This is a genomic window from Kineococcus rugosus (assembly GCF_050871975.1).
Taxonomy (GTDB): domain Bacteria; phylum Actinomycetota; class Actinomycetes; order Actinomycetales; family Kineococcaceae; genus Kineococcus.
This window is the reverse complement of the sequence record NZ_JBJLSJ010000031.1, coordinates 22882-45810: the sequence shown is the minus strand read 5'-3', so window position 1 is coordinate 45810 and position 22929 is coordinate 22882. Positions and strand designations below refer to the sequence as shown.

Annotated in this window: 20 protein-coding genes and 2 riboswitches; of the genes, 4 read left to right on the top strand and 16 right to left on the bottom strand. The window is 73.6% G+C overall.

All coding sequences use genetic code 11. From position 1 onward, the window contains the following. Positions 1-20 precede the first annotated feature (20 nt). A complete protein-coding gene (locus ACRYM6_RS17135) occupies positions 21-1271 on the bottom strand; it encodes an MFS transporter (RefSeq protein ID WP_432544091.1) in 1251 nt (416 codons plus the stop codon). 75 nt (positions 1272-1346) lie between these two features. Between ACRYM6_RS17135 and ACRYM6_RS17130 the strand changes: the two genes are divergently transcribed. After that, the gene (locus tag ACRYM6_RS17130) at positions 1347-2309 is read left to right on the top strand and encodes a LysR family transcriptional regulator (RefSeq protein ID WP_432544090.1); all 963 of its coding nucleotides are present in this window, start codon (positions 1347-1349) and stop codon (positions 2307-2309) included. Here the strand turns inward: ACRYM6_RS17130 and ACRYM6_RS17125 are convergent. From ACRYM6_RS17125 to ACRYM6_RS17110, 4 genes are all read right to left on the bottom strand, one after another. Further along, the gene (locus ACRYM6_RS17125; protein ID WP_432544109.1) at positions 2290-3666 is read right to left on the bottom strand and encodes an L-serine ammonia-lyase; all 1377 of its coding nucleotides are present in this window, start codon (positions 3664-3666) and stop codon (positions 2290-2292) included. The two genes, ACRYM6_RS17130 and ACRYM6_RS17125, sit on opposite strands and share 20 nt — an antisense overlap. Before the next feature lie 30 nt (positions 3667-3696). After that, positions 3697-4806, bottom strand: coding sequence for a glycine cleavage system aminomethyltransferase GcvT (gene gcvT / locus ACRYM6_RS17120; RefSeq protein WP_432544089.1), 1110 nt, complete (start codon positions 4804-4806; stop codon positions 3697-3699). 39 nt (positions 4807-4845) lie between these two features. After that, positions 4846-4948, bottom strand: a riboswitch (glycine riboswitch). 1 nt (position 4949) lies between these two features. Continuing rightward, a riboswitch (glycine riboswitch) is annotated at positions 4950-5041 on the bottom strand. A 62-nt stretch (positions 5042-5103) separates the two neighbouring features. Continuing rightward, the gene (locus tag ACRYM6_RS17115) at positions 5104-5493 is read right to left on the bottom strand and encodes a tautomerase family protein (RefSeq protein WP_432544088.1); all 390 of its coding nucleotides are present in this window, start codon (positions 5491-5493) and stop codon (positions 5104-5106) included. Between the two features lie 14 nt (positions 5494-5507). Continuing rightward, positions 5508-6575, bottom strand: a complete 1068-nt coding sequence (locus ACRYM6_RS17110) for a LacI family DNA-binding transcriptional regulator (protein ID WP_432544087.1) — start codon at positions 6573-6575, stop codon at positions 5508-5510. Between the two features lie 133 nt (positions 6576-6708). On the opposite strand from ACRYM6_RS17110, the gene ACRYM6_RS17105 reads away from it, so the two are divergent. Together ACRYM6_RS17105 and ACRYM6_RS17100 are read left to right on the top strand one after the other, a co-directional pair. Next, positions 6709-7926, top strand: a complete 1218-nt coding sequence (locus ACRYM6_RS17105) for a Gfo/Idh/MocA family protein (protein WP_432544086.1) — start codon at positions 6709-6711, stop codon at positions 7924-7926. 20 nt (positions 7927-7946) lie between these two features. Next, positions 7947-8945 (top strand): sugar phosphate isomerase/epimerase family protein, encoded by a 999-nt coding sequence (locus ACRYM6_RS17100; protein ID WP_432544085.1) that lies wholly within the window; start codon positions 7947-7949, stop codon positions 8943-8945. 46 nt (positions 8946-8991) lie between these two features. Here ACRYM6_RS17100 and sigJ read toward each other — a convergent pair whose 3' ends face one another. The 10 genes from sigJ to iolC all read right to left on the bottom strand — a co-directional run bounded on the left by sigJ (position 8992) and on the right by iolC (position 20131). Further along, complete coding sequence (sigJ, locus tag ACRYM6_RS17095) at positions 8992-9906, bottom strand: RNA polymerase sigma factor SigJ (protein WP_432544084.1); 915 nt, start codon at positions 9904-9906, stop codon at positions 8992-8994. 163 nt (positions 9907-10069) lie between these two features. Continuing rightward, entirely contained in the window at positions 10070-11071 is a 1002-nt protein-coding gene (locus ACRYM6_RS17090) for a substrate-binding domain-containing protein (RefSeq protein ID WP_432544083.1), read from the bottom strand. A gap of 157 nt (positions 11072-11228) precedes the next feature. After that, complete coding sequence (locus tag ACRYM6_RS17085; protein ID WP_432544108.1) at positions 11229-12191, bottom strand: Gfo/Idh/MocA family protein; 963 nt, start codon at positions 12189-12191, stop codon at positions 11229-11231. A gap of 121 nt (positions 12192-12312) precedes the next feature. Then, complete coding sequence (locus ACRYM6_RS17080) at positions 12313-13137, bottom strand: ATP-binding cassette domain-containing protein (protein ID WP_432544082.1); 825 nt, start codon at positions 13135-13137, stop codon at positions 12313-12315. After that, complete coding sequence (locus ACRYM6_RS17075; RefSeq protein WP_432544081.1) at positions 13134-14225, bottom strand: ABC transporter permease; 1092 nt, start codon at positions 14223-14225, stop codon at positions 13134-13136. The genes ACRYM6_RS17080 and ACRYM6_RS17075 overlap by 4 nt, the downstream gene beginning before the upstream one ends. 40 nt (positions 14226-14265) lie before the next feature. After that, positions 14266-15153 (bottom strand): TIM barrel protein, encoded by an 888-nt coding sequence (locus ACRYM6_RS17070; protein WP_432544080.1) that lies wholly within the window; start codon positions 15151-15153, stop codon positions 14266-14268. 281 nt (positions 15154-15434) lie between these two features. Continuing rightward, the gene (gene iolD, locus ACRYM6_RS17065) at positions 15435-17366 is read right to left on the bottom strand and encodes a 3D-(3,5/4)-trihydroxycyclohexane-1,2-dione acylhydrolase (decyclizing) (RefSeq protein ID WP_432544079.1); all 1932 of its coding nucleotides are present in this window, start codon (positions 17364-17366) and stop codon (positions 15435-15437) included. Between the two features lie 9 nt (positions 17367-17375). Then, on the bottom strand, positions 17376-18290 hold the full coding sequence (gene iolB, locus ACRYM6_RS17060; RefSeq protein ID WP_432544078.1) for a 5-deoxy-glucuronate isomerase: 915 nt from the start codon (positions 18288-18290) through the stop codon (positions 17376-17378). A gap of 10 nt (positions 18291-18300) precedes the next feature. Further along, positions 18301-19194, bottom strand: a complete 894-nt coding sequence (locus tag ACRYM6_RS17055; protein WP_432544077.1) for a Cgl0159 family (beta/alpha)8-fold protein — start codon at positions 19192-19194, stop codon at positions 18301-18303. Then, the gene (iolC, locus tag ACRYM6_RS17050) at positions 19187-20131 is read right to left on the bottom strand and encodes a 5-dehydro-2-deoxygluconokinase (RefSeq protein ID WP_432544107.1); all 945 of its coding nucleotides are present in this window, start codon (positions 20129-20131) and stop codon (positions 19187-19189) included. The genes ACRYM6_RS17055 and iolC overlap by 8 nt, the downstream gene beginning before the upstream one ends. Positions 20132-20385: 254 nt before the next feature. On the opposite strand from iolC, the gene ACRYM6_RS17045 reads away from it, so the two are divergent. Next, on the top strand, positions 20386-21123 hold the full coding sequence (locus ACRYM6_RS17045; protein WP_432512192.1) for a GntR family transcriptional regulator: 738 nt from the start codon (positions 20386-20388) through the stop codon (positions 21121-21123). 68 nt (positions 21124-21191) lie between these two features. On the opposite strand, the gene ACRYM6_RS17040 is transcribed toward ACRYM6_RS17045, so the two are convergent. Beyond that, positions 21192-22661: a sugar porter family MFS transporter gene (locus tag ACRYM6_RS17040; protein ID WP_432544076.1), complete on the bottom strand. Its 1470-nt coding sequence runs from the start codon at positions 22659-22661 to the stop codon at positions 21192-21194. Positions 22662-22929: the final 268 nt, after the last annotated feature.

The following is a 22929-nucleotide window of genomic DNA, read 5'->3' as shown; positions in this document are numbered from 1 at the left end:
GGCGGCGGGTGGGCACCGCCTCATGCTCGCACCCGGTCCCCGGCCCCGGCGGGCGCCGGGGGCACCGGGGCCGCGGCCGGTGCGGGGTCCCGGTGCAGGGCGAGGGCCACGGCGGCCAGGACGAGCAGCACGCCGGCGGCCAGGGCCGGCACCGAGACGTCCAGGGCGACCCCGGCCGAGGAGCTGAACCCGACCGCGAGGGCGGGGACGGCCATGCCCAGGTACCCGGCCAGGAAGATGCCCGCGGCCGCCTCGCCGCGCGCGGCGGCGGGGGCCAGCGCGGTCGCCGTCGCCAGCGACCCCTTGAGCAGGACGCCGACCCCGGCGCCGGCGACGACCCCGCCGCCGGTGAACAGGACGACGCTCCCGGCCAGGACCCCCGAGCCCAGGACGAGGACCCCGGCGGCGGTCAGGACGAGCCCGAGCCGCACCTGGTGGTGCGGGTGCAGCCGCACGAGCAGGACCTGGCTGAGGGCCGCGGCGGCGAACACGGAGAACGCCGTGGCGCCGGCGGCCACCGCCCCGGGGTGCCCCAGGGAGGTCAGGACGGCGGGGGCCAGCGAGCTGAACAGGCCCATCACGGCGAACAGCCCGAAGGAGGCGAGCGCCGCGGCGAGGTAGCGGCCGCGGGCCTCGGCGGGCACGACGAGGCGCTGGACGCGGTAGGGGCGGTGCTCGGCGCGCACGCCGGCGGGGACGGTCTCGGGGGCGAGGGCCACGGCGGCGGTGAGGGCGACGAGCAGGGCCAGGAAGACCAGGTGCGGCACGCGCAGCGGGTCGCCGAGGTGCCCGACGAGGAACCCGGCGGCGAGGGAGCCGAGGCCGAGGCCGCCCAGGTTCGCGGCGGTCGCCACGACGGCGGCGGTGCCGGGCCGGCGGGAGGCCGTGCGCCCGTGCAGCTCGGCCAGCCAGGCGGTCGCGGTGGGGGTGACGGCCCCGACGGCCAGGCCGGTGAGCAGCCGGGCGGCGATGAGCACGACGACGTCCGGCGTGAGGGTCAGGGCCAGCGCGGCGACGGCTTCGAGGGCCAGGGCGGGGACGAGGACGCGGCGGCGGCCGAGGTGGTCGGACAGGTGCCCGACGGTGAACAGGGTGATCGCCACCCCGGCGGCGTAGACGGCGAAGGCGACGGTGACCACGACGGTCGGCAGCCCGTCGCGGAGCCGGTACAGGGCCCACAGGGGCGTGGGCACGGTGGCGAAGGCCATCGCGGTGGCGAAGGCGGTCGCGACGATCAGGAAGCCGAGGCGGTGCCGGCGGGGCGAGGTCATGCCCGCTGCAACCGGCCGGCGCCCCCGACCTTCCGTCCCAGCGCTGGGCGGTGGGAGCATCCATCGTCCACAGCGATGGCCGCTGCGACGGGTGAGGCGGTGGGAGGGGTCGTGGAGCTGCGCCAGCTCGAGGTGTTCCTGGCCGTGGTGGAGACCGGGACGATCAGCGCCGCGGCCCGGCGCCTGGGGGCGGCGCAGTCGGCGGTGAGCACGGTGGTGCGCGCGCTGGAGGAGGACCTGGGCGCCGTGCTGTTCACCCGCACGTCCCGCCGGGCCGTGCCCACCGACGCCGGCCGGGCGCTGCTGCCGCAGGCGCGCCGGGTGCTGGCGGGGGTCGGGGAGGCCCGCGCCGTGGTCCGCGAGGCCGGGGACGGGCCCTCCGGCCCGCTGGCCGTGGGCGTCGTCACGACGATGCAGCCCGTGGACCTGCCCCGTCTGCTGCACCGGTTCACCGCGGCGCACCCGCGGGTCTCGGTGTCGATGCGCGTCGTGGCGGACGGTTCGCGGGGGCTGCTGCGGGCGCTGGTCGAGGGTGAGCTCGACGTGGCGTTCCTGTCCTGGCCGTTCCGCCCGCCGGGGCGGGTGGAGCTGAGGCCGCTGGTGCGCACGAGCTTCCGGCTGCTGCTGCCCCGCGCGCACCCGCTGGCCTCGCCCTCCCCCCTCGACCTGGCCGACCTGGCCGGGGAGCGGTGGATCGACGGGCCGCCGGGGTTCGGCAACCGGCTCCAGGTGGACGCGCTGTTCGAGCGGGCCGGGGCCCGGCGCGCGGTCGTCCTGGAGGTCCCGGACGTGTCCACGTTCCCCGCCTACGTCGCCGCGGGCCTGGGCGTCGCGCTCGTGCCCGGCACGGTGCCGGTGCCGGCCGGGGTCCACGAGCAGCCGGTCCGGCTCGGCGCCGCCGGGGACCTGGCGTGGTCGCTGTCGCTGGCCACGGTCCGCCCCACCCCGGACCGACCGGCCCGCAAGGCGGTCACGGCGTTCGCGGCGGCCGTCGACGACGACGTCCGCCGCGCGGGGCTCAGCACTCGGGGACGTTGACCCCCACGGCCGGGCGGCCCACCACGGTGAGCGCCAGCCCGCCCAGGGAGGTCTCCTTGTACTCCGAGCGCATGTGCGCGCCGGTCTGCCGCATCGTGGCGATGGCGGTGTCGAGGCTGACGACGTGCCGGCCGTCGCCGCGCATCGCGGTGCGGGCGGCGTGGATGGCGGTGGTGGCGCCGACGGCGTTGCGCTCGATGCAGGGGATCTGCACGAGCCCGCCGACGGGGTCGCAGGTCAGCCCGAGGTGGTGCTCGACGGCGATCTCGGCGGCGTTCTCGACCTGCTCGGGGGTCCCGCCGAGGACCTCGGTGAGCCCGGCGGCGGCCATCGCGCTCGCGGACCCGACCTCGCCCTGGCAGCCGACCTCGGCCCCGGAGATGGAGCCGGTCTCCTTCAGGACGATGCCGACGCCGCCGGCGGCGAGCAGGAACCGGACGGTCCCGGCGTCGTCGGCGCCGGGCACGAAGCGGCGGTAGAAGTGCAGGACGGCCGGGACGATGCCCGCGGCCCCGTTGGTGGGGGCGGTCACGACCCGCCCGCCGGCGGCGTTCTCCTCGTTGACGGCGAGCGCGAACAGGCTCACCCAGTCCATGGCGTGCAGGACGTCGGAGCCGGAGCGGCCCTCCTCGGCGAGCAGCTGCCGGTGCAGCCCGGGCGCGCGGCGGCGGACGCCGAGCCCGCCGGGCAGCACCCCGTCGGTGACCAGGCCGTGGTCGACGCAGGCCCGCATCGCGGTGAAGACGCGCAGCAGCCCGGCGTCGACGTCGGCGGCGGGCCGGAGGCTCTCCTCGTTGCGGCGCACCAGGTCCGCGATGCCCAGGCCGGTGGCGCGGCAGTTCTCCAGGAGCTCGGCGCCGGTGCGGAAACCCCACGGCAGGCCCGGGCCGGGATCGGCGACGGGGGCGTCGGGTTCGAGCGGGTGGTCCTTCACGAACCCGCCGCCGACGGAGTAGGACGTCCGTTCGGCGACGACGGCACCGGCGGCGTCGCGGGCGGTGAGCACCATGGCGTTGGGGTGGGCCGGCAGCGACGTCCGCCCGTCCAGCCGGACGTCGGCGTCGGGGTCGAAGCCGATGGTGCGCCGGCGCAGCAGCGGCAGTTCCCGGGTCCGGCGGACCTCCCGGAGGTACCCCTCGACGGCGTCGGGGTCGACGTCCTCGGGGCGTTCCCCGAGCAGTCCCAGGACGACGGCCCGGTCGCTGCCGTGGCCGCGGCCGGTGGCTCCCAGGGAGCCGAGCAGGTCGACGGTGACCGAGTGCACCCGGTCCAGGTCGAGGTCCTCGGCGAAGGCGCGCGCGGCCCGCATGGGGCCGACGGTGTGCGAGCTCGAGGGGCCGATGCCGATCGAGAACATGTCGAAGACGGACAGCGGTCCGCTCACGCCTCAGCGCTCCCGGCGGTAGAAGGGCAGCGCGACGACCTGCACGGGCAGCTCGGTGCCGCGGACGTCGACGCCCAGGGCGGTGCCGGGGGCGGCGTGGGCGCGGTCGACGAGGGCCAGGGCGACGGGGTGGCCCAGCGTCGGGGACAGCGCCCCGCTGGTGACCTCGCCGACGACCGCACCGCCGGAGACGACGGCGTACCCGGCCCGGGGGGCGCGGCGGCCGGTGCCGGCGAGCCCGACGAGGACGCGCGGCGGTTCCTCGGCGGCCAGGCGCCGCAGCGCGTCCAGCCCGACGGTGCCGGGGTCCTTGTCGAGGTGCACGATGCGCCCGAGGCCGGCGGCGTAGGGGGTGACGTCGCGGCGCAGCTCGTGCCCGTACAGCGGCATCCCGGCCTCCAGGCGCAGGGTGTCGCGGCAGGCCAGCCCGGCGGGCACGCCGCCGTGCTCGCGGGTCGCGGCCAGCAGGAGGTCCCAGGCGCGCTCGGCGTCGGCGACGGGCACGAGGACCTCGAAGCCGTCCTCGCCGGTGTAGCCGGTGCGGGCCAGCAGGACGTCGGTGCCGCCCAGGATGGCGGGCGTGCAGCGGTAGTAGCCGAGCGCGCCGAGGTCGGCGTCCACCAGGGGGGCGAGGGCCGCGGCGGAGGCGGGGCCCTGGACGGCGAGCAGGGCCCAGCGGGCGGTCTCGTCGGCGACGTGCGCGTCGTGGGGGCGGGCCCGGTCGGCGAGGGCGACGACGACGGGCTCGACGTTCGCGGCGTTGGCGACGACGAGGAACTCCTGCTCGCCGAGGCGGTAGGTGACGAGGTCGTCGACGATGCCGCCGTCGGCGTCGACGACGAGGCCGTAGGCGGCGCGGCCGACGGGCATCGCGGAGGGGCGGCCGGTGAGGGCGGCGTCGAGGGCGGCGGCGGCGCCGGGGCCGGTGACGCGGATCTCGCCCATGTGGGAGAGGTCGAACAGGCCGGCGGTCTCGCGCACGGCGCGGTGCTCGGCGAGCTCGGAGGTGTAGCGCAGCGGCATGGACCAGCCGGCGAAGTCGGTGAAGGAGGCGCCGAGGGCCGCGTGCCGGGCGGCGAGCGGGCTGGCGGTGGGGGTGGCGGCGGTGGTCACGGGGCTCCTCTCGTCGCGGCCGCGGGTGCGGCCGGGTGGACCCCCTCTGTCACGGGACCTGAGAGCTTCACCCGGTGCGCGGCGCCGCGCACGGGCTTTCCCCGTCGGTGAGGACCCCGGGGGGTCCTGCTTTCCAGAGCGGCCTGCCCGTGGCGGTACGTGGACCTGAGAGGTTCCGGGGTGGTTGCTCCTTCGGTGTCCACCGCGGGCGGTGGAGCTCTCCCGCCGGGGCGCAGCGGCCGTGTGTTCAGTTGTGCGTGCTTCGCCGGACAGCCTCGCACACGGCCACCGGGGCGGCTACAGCTCGCCGGTGAGGAACTGCGCGCGGCCGTGCCCGAAGGACCAGTCGGCGTCGGAGTTCTCGACGATCGAGACGACGACGTCGGCGGGGGCGACGCCGGCCTGCTCTTGGAGGTTGCGCGTCAGCAGCCGGTAGAAGGCCTCCTTCTGCTGCTGGGAGCGCCGGCGGCTGGTCACCTGCAGGACGACGACGTCCCGGGTGCGCTCGATGCCCAGGCCGGTGTCGTGGACGACCAGCTCGCCCGCGGGGTGCTGGTGGACGACCTGGTAGCGGTCGCCGTCGGGGACGGTGAAGGCCTCCACGACGGCGGCGTGCGCGGCGTCGAGCAGCGCGGTGAGCTCGGCCGGGGTGCGGCCGGCGACGAGGTCGAAGCGGAGCAGGGGCACGGGAACCTCCAGGACTAGTTTGTCCTGTCATTCTGACATGCGAGCCCGGCGCCGGGACCCCCGGTCGTGCCGCGCACCACGAGCCGCGGTTCGAGCACCACGTCGACGGCCCCACCGCCCCCGGTCTCGCCCTCGTCCCCCGGGCCGTCGAGCCGGCCCACCGCCAGCCGCACCGCGCAACGCGCCTGCTCGGCCGGGTCCTGACTCACCGACGTCAGCCGCACGTGCCCGAGCCGGGCCAGCGGGCTGTCGTCGTACCCGGTCAGCGAGACGTCGCCCGGGACGGTCACGCCCTCGCGGTTCAGCACGTCCAGGAACCCGACCGCCACCCGGTCGTTGGCGGCCACCACGGCCGTCGGCGCCCACCCCTCCCCCAGCGCGCGGCGGGCCGCGACCACCCCGGCCTCCTCGTCGAAACCCGCCTGGACCGTGCGGACCCGCAGGCCCCGGGCCGCCGCGGCCGCCTCCACCCCCGCGCGGCGGTCCTCGGCGATGTCCCCCGGTCCCCCGCCGACGTGCAGCAGGTCGCGGTGCCCCAGCGCGGCGAGGTGCTCGACCACCAGCCGCATCCCCACCTCGTCCGAGGCGCGCACGACGTCGGGGCCGCGCCCCGGCGCCGACCCCGCGCGGGCCCGGCGCCCCAGCACCACCACCGGGGTGCGGGCGTCGAGCTCGGCGAGCTCGGCGGCGCTGGAGCCGGGACCGAGCAGCAGCAGCGCCTCGCACCGGGAGTCCAGCAGCGTCTCGACGGCGGCCCGCTCGCCGCGGGTGCGGGTCACCGCCGCCAGGACCACCTCGTACCCGGTCTCCCCGGCCGCCGACACCAGCTCCTCGACGAGCTCGGCGTGGTAGGCGTTGCGCACGTTCATCGCGACCCCGAGCAGCCGCGTGCGGCGCAGCGCCAGCGAGCTCGCGGCCCGGTCCGCGCGGTAGCCGAGCTCCTCGGCGGCGCGCAGCACGCGGGCGGCGGTCTGCGCGCTCGGCCCCGGAGCGCCCCGCAGCGCCAGGGACACCATCCCCTTGGAGACGCCCGCCAGCGCGGCGACGTCCTTGATCGTGGGGCGACCGACCGGACCGGGCACCGGACCTCCTGGGGCAGCTTGACAGCGACGGTGGATCGAACCGATTCTACTCGCAGCGGTTCAAACCGGTTTGAAAGCCGGTCCGCGCCCCCGCTGGCGCTCCCCCACCCCTGCCCCCGGAAGGCCCACGAGGATGTCCGCCACCCGAACCCGCCCCCTCGGCGTCGCCGTCATCGGCGCCGGCATGGCCGGCCGCGCCCACACCGCCGGCTACCGCGCCGCCACCACGCTCGCCGGCGGCCCCCACGGCGAAGGGCTGCCGCCCGTGCGCCTCGTCGCCGTCGCCGACGCGCACGCCCCCTTCGCGCAGGCCGCCGCCGCCCGCTACGGCTACGAGCGCGCCGAGACGAGCTGGCAGGCGATCGCCGAGGCCGACGACGTCGACGCCGTGAGCGTCGTCGTCGCCAACCACCTGCACCGCGAGATCGTCGAGGGGCTGCTCGCCGCCGGCAAGCACGTCCTGTGCGAGAAACCGCTGGCCCCCTCGGTCGCCGACGCCGAGGCCATGGTCGCCGCGGCCGCCGCCCACCCCGACCAGGTCGCCGCCGTCGGGTTCACCTTCCGCCGCTCCCCCGCGATCAACGGCCTGCGCGAGCAGGTGCTCAACGGCCACCTCGGCCAGGTCCGCCACTTCAACGGGCACTACTGGTGCGACTACGCCGCCAACCCGGACGCGCCCATCAGCTGGCGGTACAAGGGCGGCCTGGGCTCGGGCGCGCTGGCCGACATCGGCAGCCACCTGGTCGACCTGGGCGAGTTCTTCTGCGGGCCGCTGGAGTCGGTGCGCGGCACCGTGTTCTCCCAGGTCACCGCGCGCCGCCCGAAACCCGTCGGCGCCGTCGTCGGGCACGCGATGGCCGAGATCGGCACCGAGTTCGAGGACGTCGAGAACGAGGACCTCGTCACCTTCACCGCGACGTTCGCGAACGGCGCGACCGGAACGTTCTCGGTCTCCCGCATCGCCCACGGCCTGCCCAACGGCCTCGGCTTCGAGATCTTCACCGAGAACGGCGCCGGGGCCTTCGACCTCAACCGCACGGGTGAGTTCACCATCGCCGACCACACCGCCCCCGGCGCGGTCAGCGGGTACCGCCAGGTGCTCGTGGGCCCCGCGCACCCCTACGTCGCCGGCGGCCTGCCGATGGACTTCCCCAGCGTCGGCCACGGCCAGAACGACTTCTTCACCTTCCAGTGCCGGGCGTTCCTCAACGAGATCGCCGGGGGCGTCGGGACCCCGATCGGCGACCTGCCCGTGGTGCCGCCGATGGCTCACGGCCTGCACAACCTGCGCGTGCTGGAGGCGGTCACGAAGGCCGCCGACGGCACCGGCGAACCCGTCCCCGTCGACTGAGCCGACCAGGAGGAGAAGCGATGAAGCTCGGCGTCTACGACGCGATCCTGCACGACCGCTCGCTGCCCGAGGCCCTGGAGGTCATCGCCGGACTCGGCCTGACCGGCATCGAGATCAACACCGGCGGTTTCCTCCCGGCCGTGCACGTCCCCACCTTCGACGACATCCTCGTCAGCGACACCGCCCGCGACGACTTCCTCGGGATCTTCGAGGGCACCGGCGTCTCCCCCGCCGGCCTGAACTGCAACGGCAACCCGCTGCACCCGAACGAGGTCATCGGCGCCGAGCACGCCGAGGACGTCCGCCGCTCGATCCGGCTGGCCCACCGCCTCGGCCAGCACCGCGTCGTGACGATGTCCGGCCTGCCCGGCGCCGACGCCACCGCGGTCCACCCGACCTGGGTCGTCAACGCCTGGAACTCCCGCGACCTGGACATCCTCGAGCACCAGTGGTCCGTCGCCGTCCCGTTCTGGCAGGAGATCGACGCGCTCGGCCGCGACCTCGACGTCAAGGTGGCGCTCGAACTGCACCCGCAGAACCTCGTCTTCAACCCGGCGAGCGTCCGTGAGCTCGTCGAGCGCGCCGGCACCACGCACCTCGGTGTCGAGCTCGACGCCTCGCACCTGTTCTGGCAGCAGATGGACCCCGTCGCCGTCGTCCGCGACCTCGGCCCGCTGGTGTTCCACGCCGCCGCCAAGGACGTCCGGATCAACCCGGCCGCCGCGATCCACGGCGTGCTCGACAACCGCTTCCGGCGTCTCGACCCGTCCGAGGACCGCACGAACCTCGGCGGCGACGAGTGGGTCAACGAGTGGCCGAAGGAGTCCGCCTGGGACTTCGTCGCCCTCGGCAAGGGCCACGACACCGCGTTCTGGGCCGAGTTCCTGCGCGCGCTGCACGAGGTCGACCCCGACATGGCCTGCAACATCGAGCACGAGGACGTCGAGCTCGGCCGCGTCGAGGGCCTCGAGGTGGCCGCGGAGGTGCTGCGGGACGCCGCGGCCCTCGCCGGGGTCTGACCCCGGCCCGGGGCCCCGACCGCGCGGACCGGCGGCCGGGGCCCCGTCACGGGCGGGCGCCCCACGTCCGCAGCTTGGCCGGGTTCACCTGGATCCACACGTCGCGCACCCGCCCGTCCACGACGCCGAAGTTCACCACCCCGCGCACCTCGACCCCGGTCGCCTCGTCCCCGCGCACCACGCGGAACGCCAGCCCGTCCCCGGTGACGGCGGGTTCCAGCCGCAGCGCCGGGTCCTGGGCGATCGTGCCCAGGACGAACCGCGCCACGTTCGAGACGCCCAGCACCGGCCGCCGGGCCGCGCTGACCACCCCGCCGCCGTCGCTGGTCAGCGTCACCGACGGGTCCAGCAGCGCGGACAGCGCCGCCAGGTCCCCCGTGCCGGCGGCGTGCGCGAACGCCCGGACGACGTCGTCGTGCACCGTGCGGTCCACCCCCACCGCCCCGCGCTCGCGGACCCGCCGCCGCGCCGAGGACGCCAGCTGCCGCACCGCGGCCGGGGTCCGGCCCACGATCGTCGCGATCTCGCCGAACGGGAGCGCGAACACGTCGTGCAGCACGAACGCGACCCGTTCCGCCGGCGTCATGGCCTCCATGACCACCAGCACCGCCGTGCTCACCGACTCCTCGAGGCTGACCCGCTCGAACGGGTCGGCCGCCTCCGCCGCCGCCCCGGTGAAGTGCTGCGCCGGGACCGGTTCGGGCAGCCACTGCCCCACGTAGCTCTCCCGGCGGTGCCGCGCCGACCCGAGCGCGTCGAGGCAGACGCGGCTCGCGACCGTCGTCAGCCAGCCCGCCGGGTTCGCCACCGCCGCCCGCTCGGCCTCGCCCATCCGGTACCAGCGGACGTACGTCTCCTGCACGGCGTCCTCGGCCTCGGCCGTCGTGCCGAGCACCCGGTACGCCAGCGCCACCAGCCGCCGCCGCTCGGCGTGGACGTCCACCGCCTCCTCGACCGCCACCGGTCCCCCCTCCCCGCCACCCGCCGACCACCTGGGGGCAGGGTGCCACGGGGTGCTCGCCCGCGGTCGCGCCACCTCCCCGGTCCGCCCACCGGGAACGGGAGGACCCCGGTGGGCAGAGCCCACCGGGGTCCGGAGTGGTGCGTGCGGTGCGGTGCTCAGGTCAGCGGGTGCCGGCCTTCGCGTACTCGGACACCGCGTCGATGTTCTCGGAGTCGATGAACGCCGGTCCGGTCAGGACCGCTTCACCACCCCCGAGGGTGTTGGCGTTGGTCAGGTACAGCCACAGGGCGTCGATGGCCTCGTAGCCCTGCAGGTACGGCTGCTGGTCGATCGCCCACGCGACGCTGCCGTCCTTGATGGCGGCCACGAGTTCACCGTTGGTGTCGAAGGTGGCGATCTTGGCGGCGCTGCCCGACTCCCGCACGGAGTCCACCGCGATGAGCGCGATCGGGGCCCCGAGGGTGATGACGTGGTCGATGCTGGTGTCCTGCTGCAGCTTGGCGGTGATCGTGGACTGCGTCGCGGCCGCGTCGGTGCCGTTGACGTAGATGTTCTCGACCGTGCCGGCCGCGCCGAGGCCGGTGGTGATCGCCTTGCAGCGGTCCTCCAGCTGCGACTGGCCCTGCGTCTGGATCACGCAGAGGACCTTCTTCGCGCCCTCCTCGGCCAGCCGCGCCCCACCGGCCTGCCCGGCGATGGCCTCGTCCTGGCCGAAGTAGCCGATGAGGTTCTGCTCCTTCCAGTCGTTGTACCCGGCGTTGAGCCCGATGACCGGGATCCCGGCCGACTGGGCGTTCGCGATCGACGCCGTGAGCGGGCCGACGTTCGGCATCGTCACCGCGATGGCGTCCACCTTCGAGTCCACGGCGTTCTGGATCAGGGTGGCCTGCTGGGACGCGTTGTCGTTGTTCACGTACTGCAGCTCGATGCCGTCCTTCTTGGCCGCCGCCTCAGCCCCCTTGCGGACGATGTCCCAGAAGGTGTCGCCGGAGGAGGCGTGCGTCACCAGCGCGACCTTGTACTTCGGGGTGCTCGCCGCTTCACCGCCACCGGCGGTGTCCTCGTCGTCCTGGGCACCACCGGAGCTGCTGCAGGCGGCCAGGCCGAGAGCGGCCACCGCGAGCAGGGCCGTGGTGCGGAAACCTCTGCGAGACGTCTTCATGCTCCCCATCCTCGTCGACAGGTGCCGTCCGCACGGTGCGGATCGGCGGTCGGTCCGGCCCTTCGTGGTGATCACCTGCGCCGACGGCCGGGCCGGGCGGTGCATCCGTGGTGCTGCGGCGACCGGATCGGCCGGCCGCCGCAGCGTCGCCCCGGGGTCAGGGGCGCGGACCGAGGTCGACCTCGACCCGCTGCCCCGTCCGCAGGGACTCGACGCCGGCGGCGCAGACGGCCGCGGCGGCGTAGCCGTCCCACACGCCCGGGCCGTCGACGTTGCGCCCGTCGCGGACCGCGTCGATCCAGCGCTGGAACTCGGTGTCGTAGGCGGCGCCGAAGCGCTCCTTGAAGTCCTTGGCGATGGACCCGCCCCACCCGGCGGCGGACTGGGTCACCATGCCCTCGTGCTGGCCGATGCGGGCCTGGCCCTTCTCGGCCACCAGCTCGGTGCGGACCTCGTACCCGAACGTCGTGTTCACGAAGATCTCGACGTCCACCAGGACGCCGGACTCGGTCTCCATGATGACGAACTGCGGGTCGAGCAGGCCCTCGGGCGCGGAGGTGGTCGAGCGCGGCGCGAGGACGCGGACCGCGACGATCTCCTCCCCGGTCAGGTAGCGCGTGGCGTCCACCTCGTGCACCACCGAGTCGAGCATGAGCTGCTCGGAGTTGAAGTTCGGCGGCGTCGTGGCGTTGCGGTGCGCGCAGTGCAGGAACAGCGGGGCGCCGAGGTCGCCGGAGGCGATGGCGGCGCGCAACTGCTGGTAGCCGGCGTCGAAGCGGCGCATGAAGCCGACCTGCACGAGCGGGCGGCCGAGCTCGGCCTCCCGCTCGACGATGCGCCGGGAGGTCTCCGCGGACGTCGTCAGCGGCTTCTCGCACAGCACCGGCTTGCCCGCCTCCAGGGCCAGCAGGACCAGTTCCTCGTGGGTGAAGCCCGGCGTCGCGATGACCAGGGCGTCGACCTCGGGGTCGACGATGGCGGCCTTGGGGTCGTGGATCGCGCGGACCCCGAACTCCTTCGCCACGGCGTCGGTGCGCGCCACGTCGACGTCGCTGACGGCGACGAGCTCGGCGCCGGCCGTCAGCGTCGCCAGCCGGCGGGCGTGGTCCTGGCCCATCATGCCGACCCCGAGGACGGCCACCCGCACCTGGCGGTCCCGGTCGTAGCCCTGCCGGGCGCTGTCCGGGTTCAGGCTGGGCGTGGTGCTCGTGGTGCTCATGAGGGGGCGGTCGCTCCTGTTCTCAGTTGGCGTCGGTCGCTGCCGTGACGGCGGACAGCTCGTGGCTCAGCGCCTCGAGCTCCGCGCCGCCGGCCATCTCGTTGGTGAGACGGTCGAGGGTGATGTCAGCACGGGAGGAGTCCAGGGACACGTTCCCGCGGTTGAGGATCACGAAGTGGTTGCCCACCAGGTAGGCGTGGTGCGGGTTGTGGGTGATGAAGATGACGCCCAGCCCCGCGTCGCGGGCCTTGGCCACGTACTTCAGCACCACGCCGGACTGCTTGACCCCCAGGGCCGCCGTCGGCTCGTCCAGGATCAGCACCTTCGCGCCGAAGTAGATGGCCCGGGCGATCGCGATGCACTGGCGCTGGCCGCCGGACAGGGCCCCGACCGGGCGGTCGAGGTCCGGCACGGAGATCCCCATCTTGGTGAGCTCCTCGCCGGTGATCTGCATCATCCGCTTCACGTCCAGGTGGGCGAACGGGCCCCAGCCCTTGCGGAGCTCCTGGCCCAGGAAGAAGTTGCGCCAGATCGACATCAGCGGCACCAGGGCGAGGTCCTGGTAGACGGTGGCGATGCCCCGGTCCAGCGACTCGCGCGGGGAGGTGAACGTCACCTCCTCGCCGTTGACGACCAGGGTCCCGTCGGTGTGGGCGTGCAACCCGGCGATGATCTTGATGAGCGTCGACTTGCCGGCGCCGTTGTCGCCGAGCACGCAGGTGATCTCACCCTGCCTCACCGACAGGGACACCCCGCGCAGGGCGTGCACGTTGCCGTAGCGCTTGCCGACGTCGCGCAGGGACAGGATCTCGGTGTTCGGGGAGAGCGTGGACGCGTTCGGGGTCATCGCTTGGCCGCCTGGTTCTTCACGACGAGGTTGACGACGGTCGCGATGACGAGCATCGCGCCCAGGAACAGCCGGTTCCAGTCCGCCTGCCAGCCGGCGTACACGATGCCGTTCGTGACGACCCCGTAGATCAGCGCACCGATCGCCGCGCCGATCGCCGATCCGTACCCGCCGGTCATCAGGCACCCGCCCACGACCGCCGCGATGATGTAGTACAGCTCGTTGCCGACGCCGTTGCCGGACTGGGCGTTGGAGTAGGCGAACAGGTTGTGCATCCCGAGCAGCCACGCGGTGAAGCCCACCGCCATGAACAGCCCGATCTTCGTGGCCTTGACCGGGACCCCGACCGCCCGGGCCGCCGCCGGGTCGCCCCCGGCCGCGAAGATCCAGTTGCCGATCCTCGTCCTCAGCAGGATCCACGTCGCCACGACCACCAGCACCAGCCAGAACAGGATCGGCACCCGCAGCCCGTTGCCGATCGGCAGCGTGTAGTTGAAGAAGGCCTTCGCCGAGGCGAACCCGTCCATGTCGCTGATGGTCGGCGAGGACACCCCGCCGGTGATCACCTTCGTGACGCCCAGGTTCAGGCCCGTCAGCATGAAGAACGACCCGAGCGTGATGATGAACGACGGCAACCCCGTCCGCACCAGCAGCCAGCCGTTGAACAGCCCCACCGCCAGCGCCAGCACCAGCGCCGCGAGCACGCCCACCCACACGTTCAGGTGGAGCTGGTAGGCCACCATCGACGCCGTCAGCGACGCCGTGGTCACCGCCACGCCGGCCGACAGGTCGAACTCGCCGCCGATCATCAGCAGGGCCACCGACACCGCCATGATGCCGATGGTCGACGACGAGTACAGCACCGTGAACAGCGACGCCCCCGACCGCAGGGTCGGGGCCACCACCAGGAACAGCACCAGCAGCGCGATGGCCCCGATCAGCGACCCGATCTCCGGGCGCGAGAGCAGGCTGGCCAGCGGTGAGCGGCGCTGCACGCGGTCGTCGGCCGAGGTGGCCCTGCCGCCCGCGTGCGTCGTCGGGGCCGGGGTGGGGCTGGGGGCCCCGCCCGCGTCCGTGCGAATCTCCATCGATCCGTCCTCTCTGGGGTGCCGAGCCGAACCGGCGGGCTTAGCGGCAGGAGTTGAGGTAGGTGCGGGTGCGGGTCGCGATCGGCAGCGGCTTGTCGAACGCGACCGGGTACAGGTCCTGCTCGACGATCGCGAAGATGTCGCGGCCCAGGCCCTCCAGGGCCTCCAGGATCGGCGGCATGGCCGGGATCCCCTGCGGGGGCTCGACCATCGCGCCGAGCTTGACGGCCTCGCCGAAGGGCAGGTCCTGCTCCTTCACCTTCGCCACGATCGCCGGGTCGACCTGCTTGAGGTGGACGTAGGCGATGCGGTCGGGGAAGTTCTCGATGAGCGCCAGGTTGTCCCCGCCGGAGTACGACACGTGACCGGTGTCGAGGCAGAGCTTGACCGGGTCGGCGTCGGTCATCCCCAGGAAGCGCTCGACCTGGTCCTGGGTGTCGATGTGGGTGTCGGCGTGCGAGTGGACCGCCACCTGCAGGCCGTAGCCGTTCTTGACGTCGCGGCCCAGGCGGTTCATGCCCTCGGCCAGGCGGGCCCACGACTCGTCGTCGAGGTCGCGCGGCTCGATCTGCTCGCCGGTCTTGTCGCTGCGCCACTGGCCGGGGATGACGACCAGGTGGGTGCCGCCCATGGCCTGGGTCAGCTTGGCGACCTGCTCGACCTGCGCCCACGCCTCGGCGTAGTGGTCGGGGCGGTGCAGGGCGGCGAAGATCGTGCCGGCGGACACCTTGAGCTCGCGCGCGGCCAGCGCGTCGGACAGCTCCGCCGGGTCGGTCGGCAGGTAGCCGTAGGGGCCGAGCTCGATCCACTCGTAGCCGGCTTCGACGACCTCGTCGAGGAAGCGGGATGCGGGGGTCTGGAGCTCGTCGTCGGCGAACCAGACGCCCCAGGAGTCGGGGGCGGTGCCGATGGTGATGGAGCGGCCCATGGGGAACTTTCCTCCACGTCGTCGTGCGTCGCAGGTTCCCCGGCGGGGAGTGCGACTGCAGGAACTGTCGCGCGAACAGCCGCAGGCTGTCAAGCGATTGTCGTTACATACTCACCTCCCAGGCGCATCAAGCGCGCGGGGGTGCCGTGCGGGCACCCGTGAACGGTAACGGGCACCGGGGGTGTCGGCATCCGGCGGTGGTCCGTGACCGAACCGTTGCCGCAGAACGCGAGGCGACCTCCCCGGCCGGCGTGCTCCGGGGAGGTCGCGGTCCTCTCGGGTCAGATCAGCGGCCGCTGCGCGGCCTTCTTGCCCTCGTACCAGGTGCGCGCGGTGCGGGTGGACTCCAGGTGCGAGACCTCCGAGACCGGCACGTCCCACCAGCCGCCGCCGTCGGGCGCCTCGGAGTACAGGTCGGTCTCGACGTGCACGACGGTCGACTCGGTGGACGCCTTGGCGTCGTGCAGCGCCTCCACGAGCTCCTTGCGGTTCGTCGGGCGCAGCGTCCGGACCCCCATGCTCTCGGCGTTCGCCGCCAGGTCCACCGGCAGCTTGTCGCCGTCGAGCCGGCCCGACGCCGAGCGCTTGCGGTACTTCGTCCCGTAGCGCTGCGAACCGTGCTGCTCCGACAGGGCGCCGATGGAGGCGAAGCCGTGGTTCTGCAGCAGCACCACGATGACCTTCACGCCCTCCTGGACGGCCGTCACGAGCTCCGTCGGGGACATCAGGTACGAGCCGTCCCCGACCGTGATGAACACGTCGCGGTCCGGGGCGGCCAGCGCCACCCCGATGCCGCCGGGGATCTCGTAACCCATGCAGGAGTAGCCGTACTCCACGTGGTACTGCTTCGGGTCGCGGCTGCGCCACATGCAGTGCAGGTCCCCGGGCAGCGACCCCGCCGCGCACACCACGACGTCGCGGTCGGACACGACCTCGTCGATGGCGCCGATGACCTCGGCCTGGGCCAGCAGCCCCGTGCGCTCGCCGATGCCCGAGCCGTAGAACTCCTCCACGACGGCGTCCCACTCGCGGTTCAGGCGGGCGGCCCGCTCCCGGTAGGCGTCGGGGGTGGAGAAGCCCTCCAGGGCGCTCGTCAGCAGCTCCAGGGCGGTGCGGGCGTCGCCCTGCACGGGGACCCCGGCGTGCTTCACGGCGTCGAGCGAGGCCACGTTGACGTTGACGAACCGCACGTCCGGGTTCTGGAACGCGGTGCGCGAACCGGTCGTGAAGTCCGAGTACCGGGTGCCGATGCCGATGACGACGTCGGCCTCGGCCGCGATCTCGTTCGCCGCCGTCGTGCCCGTGGAGCCGATGGCCCCCAGGGACAGCGGGTGGTCGTAGCGGATGGCGCCCTTGCCGGCCTGGGACTGCCCGACCGGGATGCCCGTCGCCTCGACGAACGCCTTGAGCGCCTCGGTGGCCTGCGAGTACACGACACCGCCGCCGGCCACGACGAGCGGGGCCTTCGCGGACCGGATGACCGCGGCGGCCTCCTCGATCGCGACCTGCTCCGGCACCGGGCGCGCGATGCGCCAGGTGCGCTCCCTGAACAGGTCGACGGGGAAGTCCCACGCCTCGGCCTGCAGGTCCTCGGGCAGGCAGACGGTCGCCGCGCCGGTCTCGGCGGGGTCGGTCAGCACGCGCATCGCCCCCAGCAGGGCCGAGACCAGCTGCTCCGGGCGCCACACGCGGTCGAAGAACTTCGACAACGGGCGGAACGCGTCGTTCACCGTCACGTCGTACCCGTGGGGCTGCTCCAGCTCCTGCAGCACCGGGGAGGCGACGCGGGTGGCGAAGACGTCGCTGGGCAGCAGCAGCACCGGGATGCGGTTGATGGTGGCCAGCGCCGCGCCGGTCAGCATGTTCGACGAGCCCGGGCCGACCGAGGCGGTCACCGCGAGCGTCTGCAGGCGGTCCTGCTGGCGGGCGTACCCGACGGCCGCGTGCACCATCGACTGCTCGTTGCGCCCCGTGATGTACGGGACCTGCGCCGGGGGCACCCAGCCGTCGCCGAGCGCACCCTCCTCGGCCTCCAGCAGGGCCTGCCCGACCCCGGCCACGTTGCCGTGCCCGAAGATGCCGAACACCCCGCCGAAGAACTGCCGGCGGACGCCGTCGCGTTCGCTGAACTGCGCCTGGAGGAAACGCACGACGGCCTGCGAGACCGTCAGCCGCACCGTCTGCACGGCCGGGTTCGGGGGTACTGCGCTCATCGGTCTCTCTCAGTTCTCGGCGCGGACGTCGGTGTCGGGGGTGGAGTAGAAGGGCAGCCGCGGGTCGACGGCCTGCCCCTCCCAGGTCGACCGGACCCAGCCGTGGGCCGGGTCGTCGCAGATCTTCCAGGCGCGTTCGGCCTCGGGACCGGCCATGACGTTGAGGTAGTACATGTCGTAGGCCGGGGACGCGACCGAGGGGCCGTGCCAGCCGTGCGGGAGCAGCACGACGTCCCCGCCGTGCACCTCCTCCAGGACCTCCAGCGGGCGCTCGTCGTCGCCGTAGGCCTGCTGCAGCCCCAGCCCGCCGGGGACCGTCGGGACGCCCTCGGGGGCCAGCGCCCGGAACTCGTAGTAGTAGATCTCCTCCAGCTCGCTCTCCACGTCGCTGGACCGGTCGTGCCGGTGCGGCGGGTAGGAGGACCAGTTCCCGCCGGGGGTGATGACCTCGCAGGCGATGAGCTTGTCGGTCTCGAACACCGCCGGGGTGGCGAAGTTGTTGACCTGGCGGCTGGCCTGGCCGGCCCCGCGCAGCTCGACGGGCACGCCCGAGGCGGGGCCGTACCGGAAGGGCAGGCGGCGCGTCGCCCGTGCGCCCGGGAACGAGAACACGCCGCCTGCGGCACTGTGGACCGTCAGCTCGCTGTCGCGGCCGACGTACGCGAAGTCGCTCACGCCGTCGAAGACGCCGGTGCGACCGGTGAGCTCGATCGTCTCGCCCTCGACGGTGACCGACGCCGAACCCGACAGCGGCAGGACGAGGAGCTCGTCCTCACCGGTGGGGAACGTGTGCGAGGCACCGGGGGCCAGCGTCAGGGTCCGCAGGCTGGAGAACCCCCAGCCGGCGGACTCCGGCGTGACGACCAGGTCGAAACCGTCCGCCGCGGCGGAACCGGCGGGGACGTACAGGTTCGGGTCGGTCACTGCGGGCTCCTCAGCGGACGAGCGAGACGGCGGTCTTCACGGCGGACTCGACGTCGCCGTCCGGCGGGTAGAGCAGCGTCCGCCCGACGGTCAGGCCCCGCACCGAGGGCAGGGCGAGCGCCTTGCGCCAGGTGGCGAACGTCTCCTCCGGGGAGGTCGCGGGGTCCCCGCCGAGCAGCAGCGTCGGGAACGTCGTGGTGTCCATGACGCGTTCCATGTCGTCCACCACGGGGATCTTCAGCCAGGTGTAGGCCGTGGTGCGGCCCAGCGCCTGCGCGACGTTGATGGACTTGATGACGCCCTCGGCGGTCAGGTCGTGGACGACCTTGCCGTCGCGGACGGAGGACCAGAACGGCTCGATCATCGCGACGAGCCTCCGCGCGGCCAGGTCGCTGATCGCGTCGGCCGAGGCCGTCAGCGTCGGCAGGGTGCCCTCGGAGTCCAGCGCGATGCGGGTGAGGAACTTGCCGCCGTCGAGGTTCATGTCCTCGATCGCCTGCGCGTCGTACCCGGTGAAGCGGTCGTCGAGCTCGAACGTGGCGCCCTGCAGGCCGCCGCGGTTCATGGAGCCGAAGACGACCTTGCCCTCCAGCGCCCCCAGGAGCGTGAGGTCCTCGATGATGTCGGCCGAGCCGAGCAGGCCGTCGACGCCGGGGACCGCCAGGGCCACCCGGAGGCGGTCGAGCAGCTCGGTGCGGTCGGCCATCGCCATCGGGTTCGAGCCGACGCCGTTGGCCCCGCGGGCGGGGTGGTCGGCCGCGATGACCATGAGCCGGCCGTCGGCCTCCAGCAGCGGGCGGCGGCGGCGGGCCCGGGACAGCTCGGCGATGCGCTCGGGGTGGCGGGCGCGGATCTCGGCGACCTCGGCGTAGTCCTTCGCGAACGCTGGGGTGGTGTCAGGCACGGGCAGCGACCTCCTCGAGCAGGGCCTCCACCTCGGCGGTGAACGGCATGGCGGTGGAGCACTCGCGGCGGGTGGCCACGATCGCGCCGGCGGCGTTGGCGAAGCGCAGGGTGCGCTCGAGCTCCCAGCCCGAGAGCAGCCCGTGGACCAGGGCGCCGCCGAAGCTGTCGCCGGCCCCCAGCCCGTTGATCACGGAGACCGGGGTCGGGGGGACCTCGACGAACCCCGTCGTGCCGTCGGCGGTCCGGGTCGCCCCGAGGACGCCGCGGGGCCCCTGCTTGACGATGGCGATCTCGACCCCGGCGTCCAGCAGCGCCTCGGCGGCCCGGCGGGGCTCGGTCTCGCCGACGGCGACCTCGCACTCCTCCTTGTTGCCGACCGCGACGGTGACGTGCGGCAGGGCCGCGCGGACCTGCTCGGTCGCCAGCTCCGGGGAGGCCCAGAACATCTCGCGGTAGTCGAGGTCGAGCACCGTGAACGGCTTGCGCGCGCGGGCCCGCCACGCGGCGAAGTGCGCCCCGCGGCTGGGTTCCTCCGACAGCCCCGTGACGGTCGCCCAGAACACGCCCGCGTCGCGGATCGCGTCGAGGTCGAGCTCCTCGGCCCTGATCTGCAGGTCCGGCGCGGTGGGCTGGCGGTAGAACAGCAGCGGGAAGTTGTCCGGCGGGTAGATCTCGCAGAACGCCAGCGGGGTGTTCAGGTCCTCCACCGCGGTCACGAACCGGTCGGACACGCCGAACTCGGCCAGGGCCTTGTGGATGAACGTGCCGAAGGCGTCGCGGCCGGTGCGGGTGATGACGGCCGAGGAGCGCCCGTGCCGGGCGGCGGCGACCGCGACGTTCGTCGCGCTGCCCCCGAGGTACTTCCCGAAGGTCTCGACGTCCTCCAGGCCCACGTTGTCCTGCAACGGGTAGATGTCGACGCCGACCCTGCCCATGGTCACGACGTCCAGCGCGGCCGAGTTGCTCACGCCTTCGCTCACGAGGAGTCCTCCCAGTCCGGTTGCCCTCTGCCGTCCCGGGCCGCAGCGGCGCGGTGGCAGGGTCGAGCGTGCTCCGTGAGAGGTCCTTCTGTCAAGCTTTGTCCTGACAAACACACCTCCTGACGTACGGACCTCGGGACCGTTACCATGTGCGGACGGCCGTCGGCGACGTTGCGGGCGCGCCCCCCACGACTCAGGAGCAACCAGTGGTGAGCGATCTGTTCGTCGACCTCGACCGCTCGAGCCCCGTCCCGCTGTACTTCCAGGTGGCGCGGCAGATCGAGCAGGCCATCGAGGGTGGCCGGCTGCCCCCGGGCTCGCGCCTGGACAACGAGATCCACCTCGCCGACCAGCTGGGGCTGTCCCGGCCCACGATGCGCCGGGCGATCCAGCAGCTCGTCGACAAGGGGCTGCTCGTGCGCAAGCGCGGGGTCGGCACCCAGGTCGTCCACGGCCAGGTCACCCGGCCGGTGGAGCTGACGAGCCTGCACGACGACCTCGTGCAGTCCGGGCAGCAGCCCTCGACGCAGGTCCTGCTGCACGAGATGAGCGGCGCCGACGACGACGTCGCCGGCAGCCTGGCCGTCAGCCCGGGCACCCCGCTGCTGCACATCCGCCGCCTGCGGATGTCCGGCGGCGAGCCGCTGGCGGTCCTGGAGAACTGGCTGCCCGCGCCCTTCACCGACCTCTCCGTCGAGGCCCTGACCGAGCGCGGCATGTACCAGCTGCTGCGCAGCCGGGGCGTCGGCATGCGCGTGGCCCGCCAGCGGATCGGCGCCCGCCGCGGCAGCAGCGAGGAGTGCTCCCTGCTCGACGAGCGCCGCGGCTCCCCGCTGCTGACCATGGAACGCACGACGCACGACGACTCCGGCCGCGTCGTGGAGTACGGCCGGCACGTCTACCGCGCCAGCCGCTACGCCTTCGAGGTCACCCTCGTCGACCGCTGAGCCCGGCCCGCTCACGCACGCGGCCCCGGGGACTCCGGTCCCCGGGGCCGCGTGCGCGCGGAGCGCCCTCAGGCGAAGTCGCGCACGGCCTTGTCGTAGATGCGGCCGGTGGTGACGGCCTCCTCGAGCTCCTCCAGGGTGCGCCCGCGGGTCTCGGGGACCTGGCTCTTGACGAAGGCGAGCGCCAGCAGGTTGACCACGGCGAACCCGAAGAAGCAGCCGGTGATGCCCAGGGCGTCCACCAGGGTCGGGAAGTACAGGCCGAGGAAGGCGTTGGTCAGCCACAGCACGAACACCGAGGCGCCCATGCCGAACGCGCGCATCTTCAGCGGGAAGATCTCGGCGAGGGTGACCCAGACCGCGACGTTCAGGAACGTCTGCATGGAGCCGACGAACGCGACGACGAGGAAGAGGATCACCCACGGCCGCAGCGGGTTGCCGACGGGCAGCAGCAGCGAGCCGAGGCCGATGAGCAGGTGGCAGACCGTCGTCAGGGTGAAGCCGATGATGAAGGTCTTGCGCCGGCTGAAGCTGTCCATCATGCGCAGCGCGATGAAGGCGCCGATCACCGCGATGACCCCGGGGGCGATGTTCACGACGAGGGCCGTGCCGTCGGCGAAGCCGGCCTCCTTCAGGATGACCTGGCCGTAGTACATGATCGAGTTGATCCCGGTGAGCTGCTGCGCGACGCCGAGGCCGATGCCGACCAGCAGGATCCGGCGCAGCCAGCGGTTCGACAGGATGCTGCGCCAGTCGAGGTTCTCCCGCTTGGACTCCTCGTAGGTGAGGTCGGCGATCTGGCGGGCCTCGGCCTCGGCGCGCTCGGGCGAGCGGACCTGCTTGAGGACCTCGACGGCCTCGTCGTACTGGCCGCGGTCGATCAGCCAGCGCGGCGACTCCGGCACGCGCAGCATGCCGACGAACAGCGCGACCGCCGGCAGCGTGACGACCGCCAGCATGATGCGCCAGACGCCGCCGTACTCGCCCCAGACGTTGCCGACGATCGCGTTGACGACGAAGGCGGCGAGCTGGCCGACGACGATCATCATCTCGTTGCGGCCCGAGAGGGAGCCGCGGATCTCGTACGGCGCCAGCTCGGCCAGGAACACCGGGACGACGGTCGAGGCCGCACCGACGGCCAGGCCCAGCAGCACCCGCCCGACGACCATGACCTCGAAGTTGGGGGCGAACACGCAGACGAGGGCGCCGACGAAGAAGAACACCGCCATCAGCAGGATGGCCTTGCGACGCCCCCAGGCGTCGGAGAGCCGGCCGCCGGAGATGGCGCCGACGGCGGCGCCGAACAGCAGCGAGCTGGTCACGACGCCCTCGGTGAGCGTCGTGAGGCCGAGCTCGACGACCATCGGCTCGAGGGCGCCGTTGATGACGCTGGTGTCGTACCCGAAGAGCAGACCGCCGAAGGTGGCGACCAGGGCGACGGTGCCGAGGCGTTTGGCGTGCGGTCCGGCCGTCAGCGGCGGCAGCGCGTGGCGCACGCCCCCACCGACGGGATCCGACTGGCCCTGGGTGGTCGACAAGAGAACTCCTTCGTCCTGGCGCTGGGTCTCGCGCTCGAGCTCACCGTCCGGGCGGGCTCGGCGGTCACCGCGGCACCGGCGGTGACGACACCGGGGGACGGTAGGTCGGTAATCGTCAAGATGTCAAGACAAAGGCACCTCAGGGAGCCCTCGGTCACCTCACCGTCGAGTGTCCGCCACGCTGCGGGACCGCGCAGCCCGGACCCCCGCCCCGTCCGGGCCGGGGACGCGAGAGGATCGCCCCGGCCCCTCCCCCGCCCCCGACCCC

Bases quoted from the DNA above. Each gene is read 5' to 3' on its own strand.
- ACRYM6_RS17125 (WP_432544109.1), bottom strand. From the start codon at position 3,666: ATGTTCTCGATCGGCATCGGCCCCTCGAGCTCGCACACCGTCGGCCCC.
- ACRYM6_RS17105 (WP_432544086.1), top strand. From the start codon at position 6,709: ATGTCCGCCACCCGAACCCGCCCCCTCGGCGTCGCCGTCATCGGCGCC.
- ACRYM6_RS17100 (WP_432544085.1), top strand. From the start codon at position 7,947: ATGAAGCTCGGCGTCTACGACGCGATCCTGCACGACCGCTCGCTGCCC.
- ACRYM6_RS17090 (WP_432544083.1), bottom strand. From the start codon at position 11,071: ATGAAGACGTCTCGCAGAGGTTTCCGCACCACGGCCCTGCTCGCGGTG.
- iolC (WP_432544107.1), bottom strand. From the start codon at position 20,131: ATGGGCAGGGTCGGCGTCGACATCTACCCGTTGCAGGACAACGTGGGC.
- ACRYM6_RS17085 (WP_432544108.1), bottom strand. From the start codon at position 12,191: ATGATGGGCCAGGACCACGCCCGCCGGCTGGCGACGCTGACGGCCGGC.
- ACRYM6_RS17135 (WP_432544091.1), bottom strand. From the start codon at position 1,271: ATGACCTCGCCCCGCCGGCACCGCCTCGGCTTCCTGATCGTCGCGACC.
- ACRYM6_RS17070 (WP_432544080.1), bottom strand. From the start codon at position 15,153: ATGGGCCGCTCCATCACCATCGGCACCGCCCCCGACTCCTGGGGCGTC.
- iolD (WP_432544079.1), bottom strand. From the start codon at position 17,366: ATGAGCGCAGTACCCCCGAACCCGGCCGTGCAGACGGTGCGGCTGACG.
- ACRYM6_RS17080 (WP_432544082.1), bottom strand. From the start codon at position 13,137: ATGACCCCGAACGCGTCCACGCTCTCCCCGAACACCGAGATCCTGTCC.
- ACRYM6_RS17075 (WP_432544081.1), bottom strand. From the start codon at position 14,225: ATGGAGATTCGCACGGACGCGGGCGGGGCCCCCAGCCCCACCCCGGCC.
- ACRYM6_RS17130 (WP_432544090.1), top strand. From the start codon at position 1,347: ATGGCCGCTGCGACGGGTGAGGCGGTGGGAGGGGTCGTGGAGCTGCGC.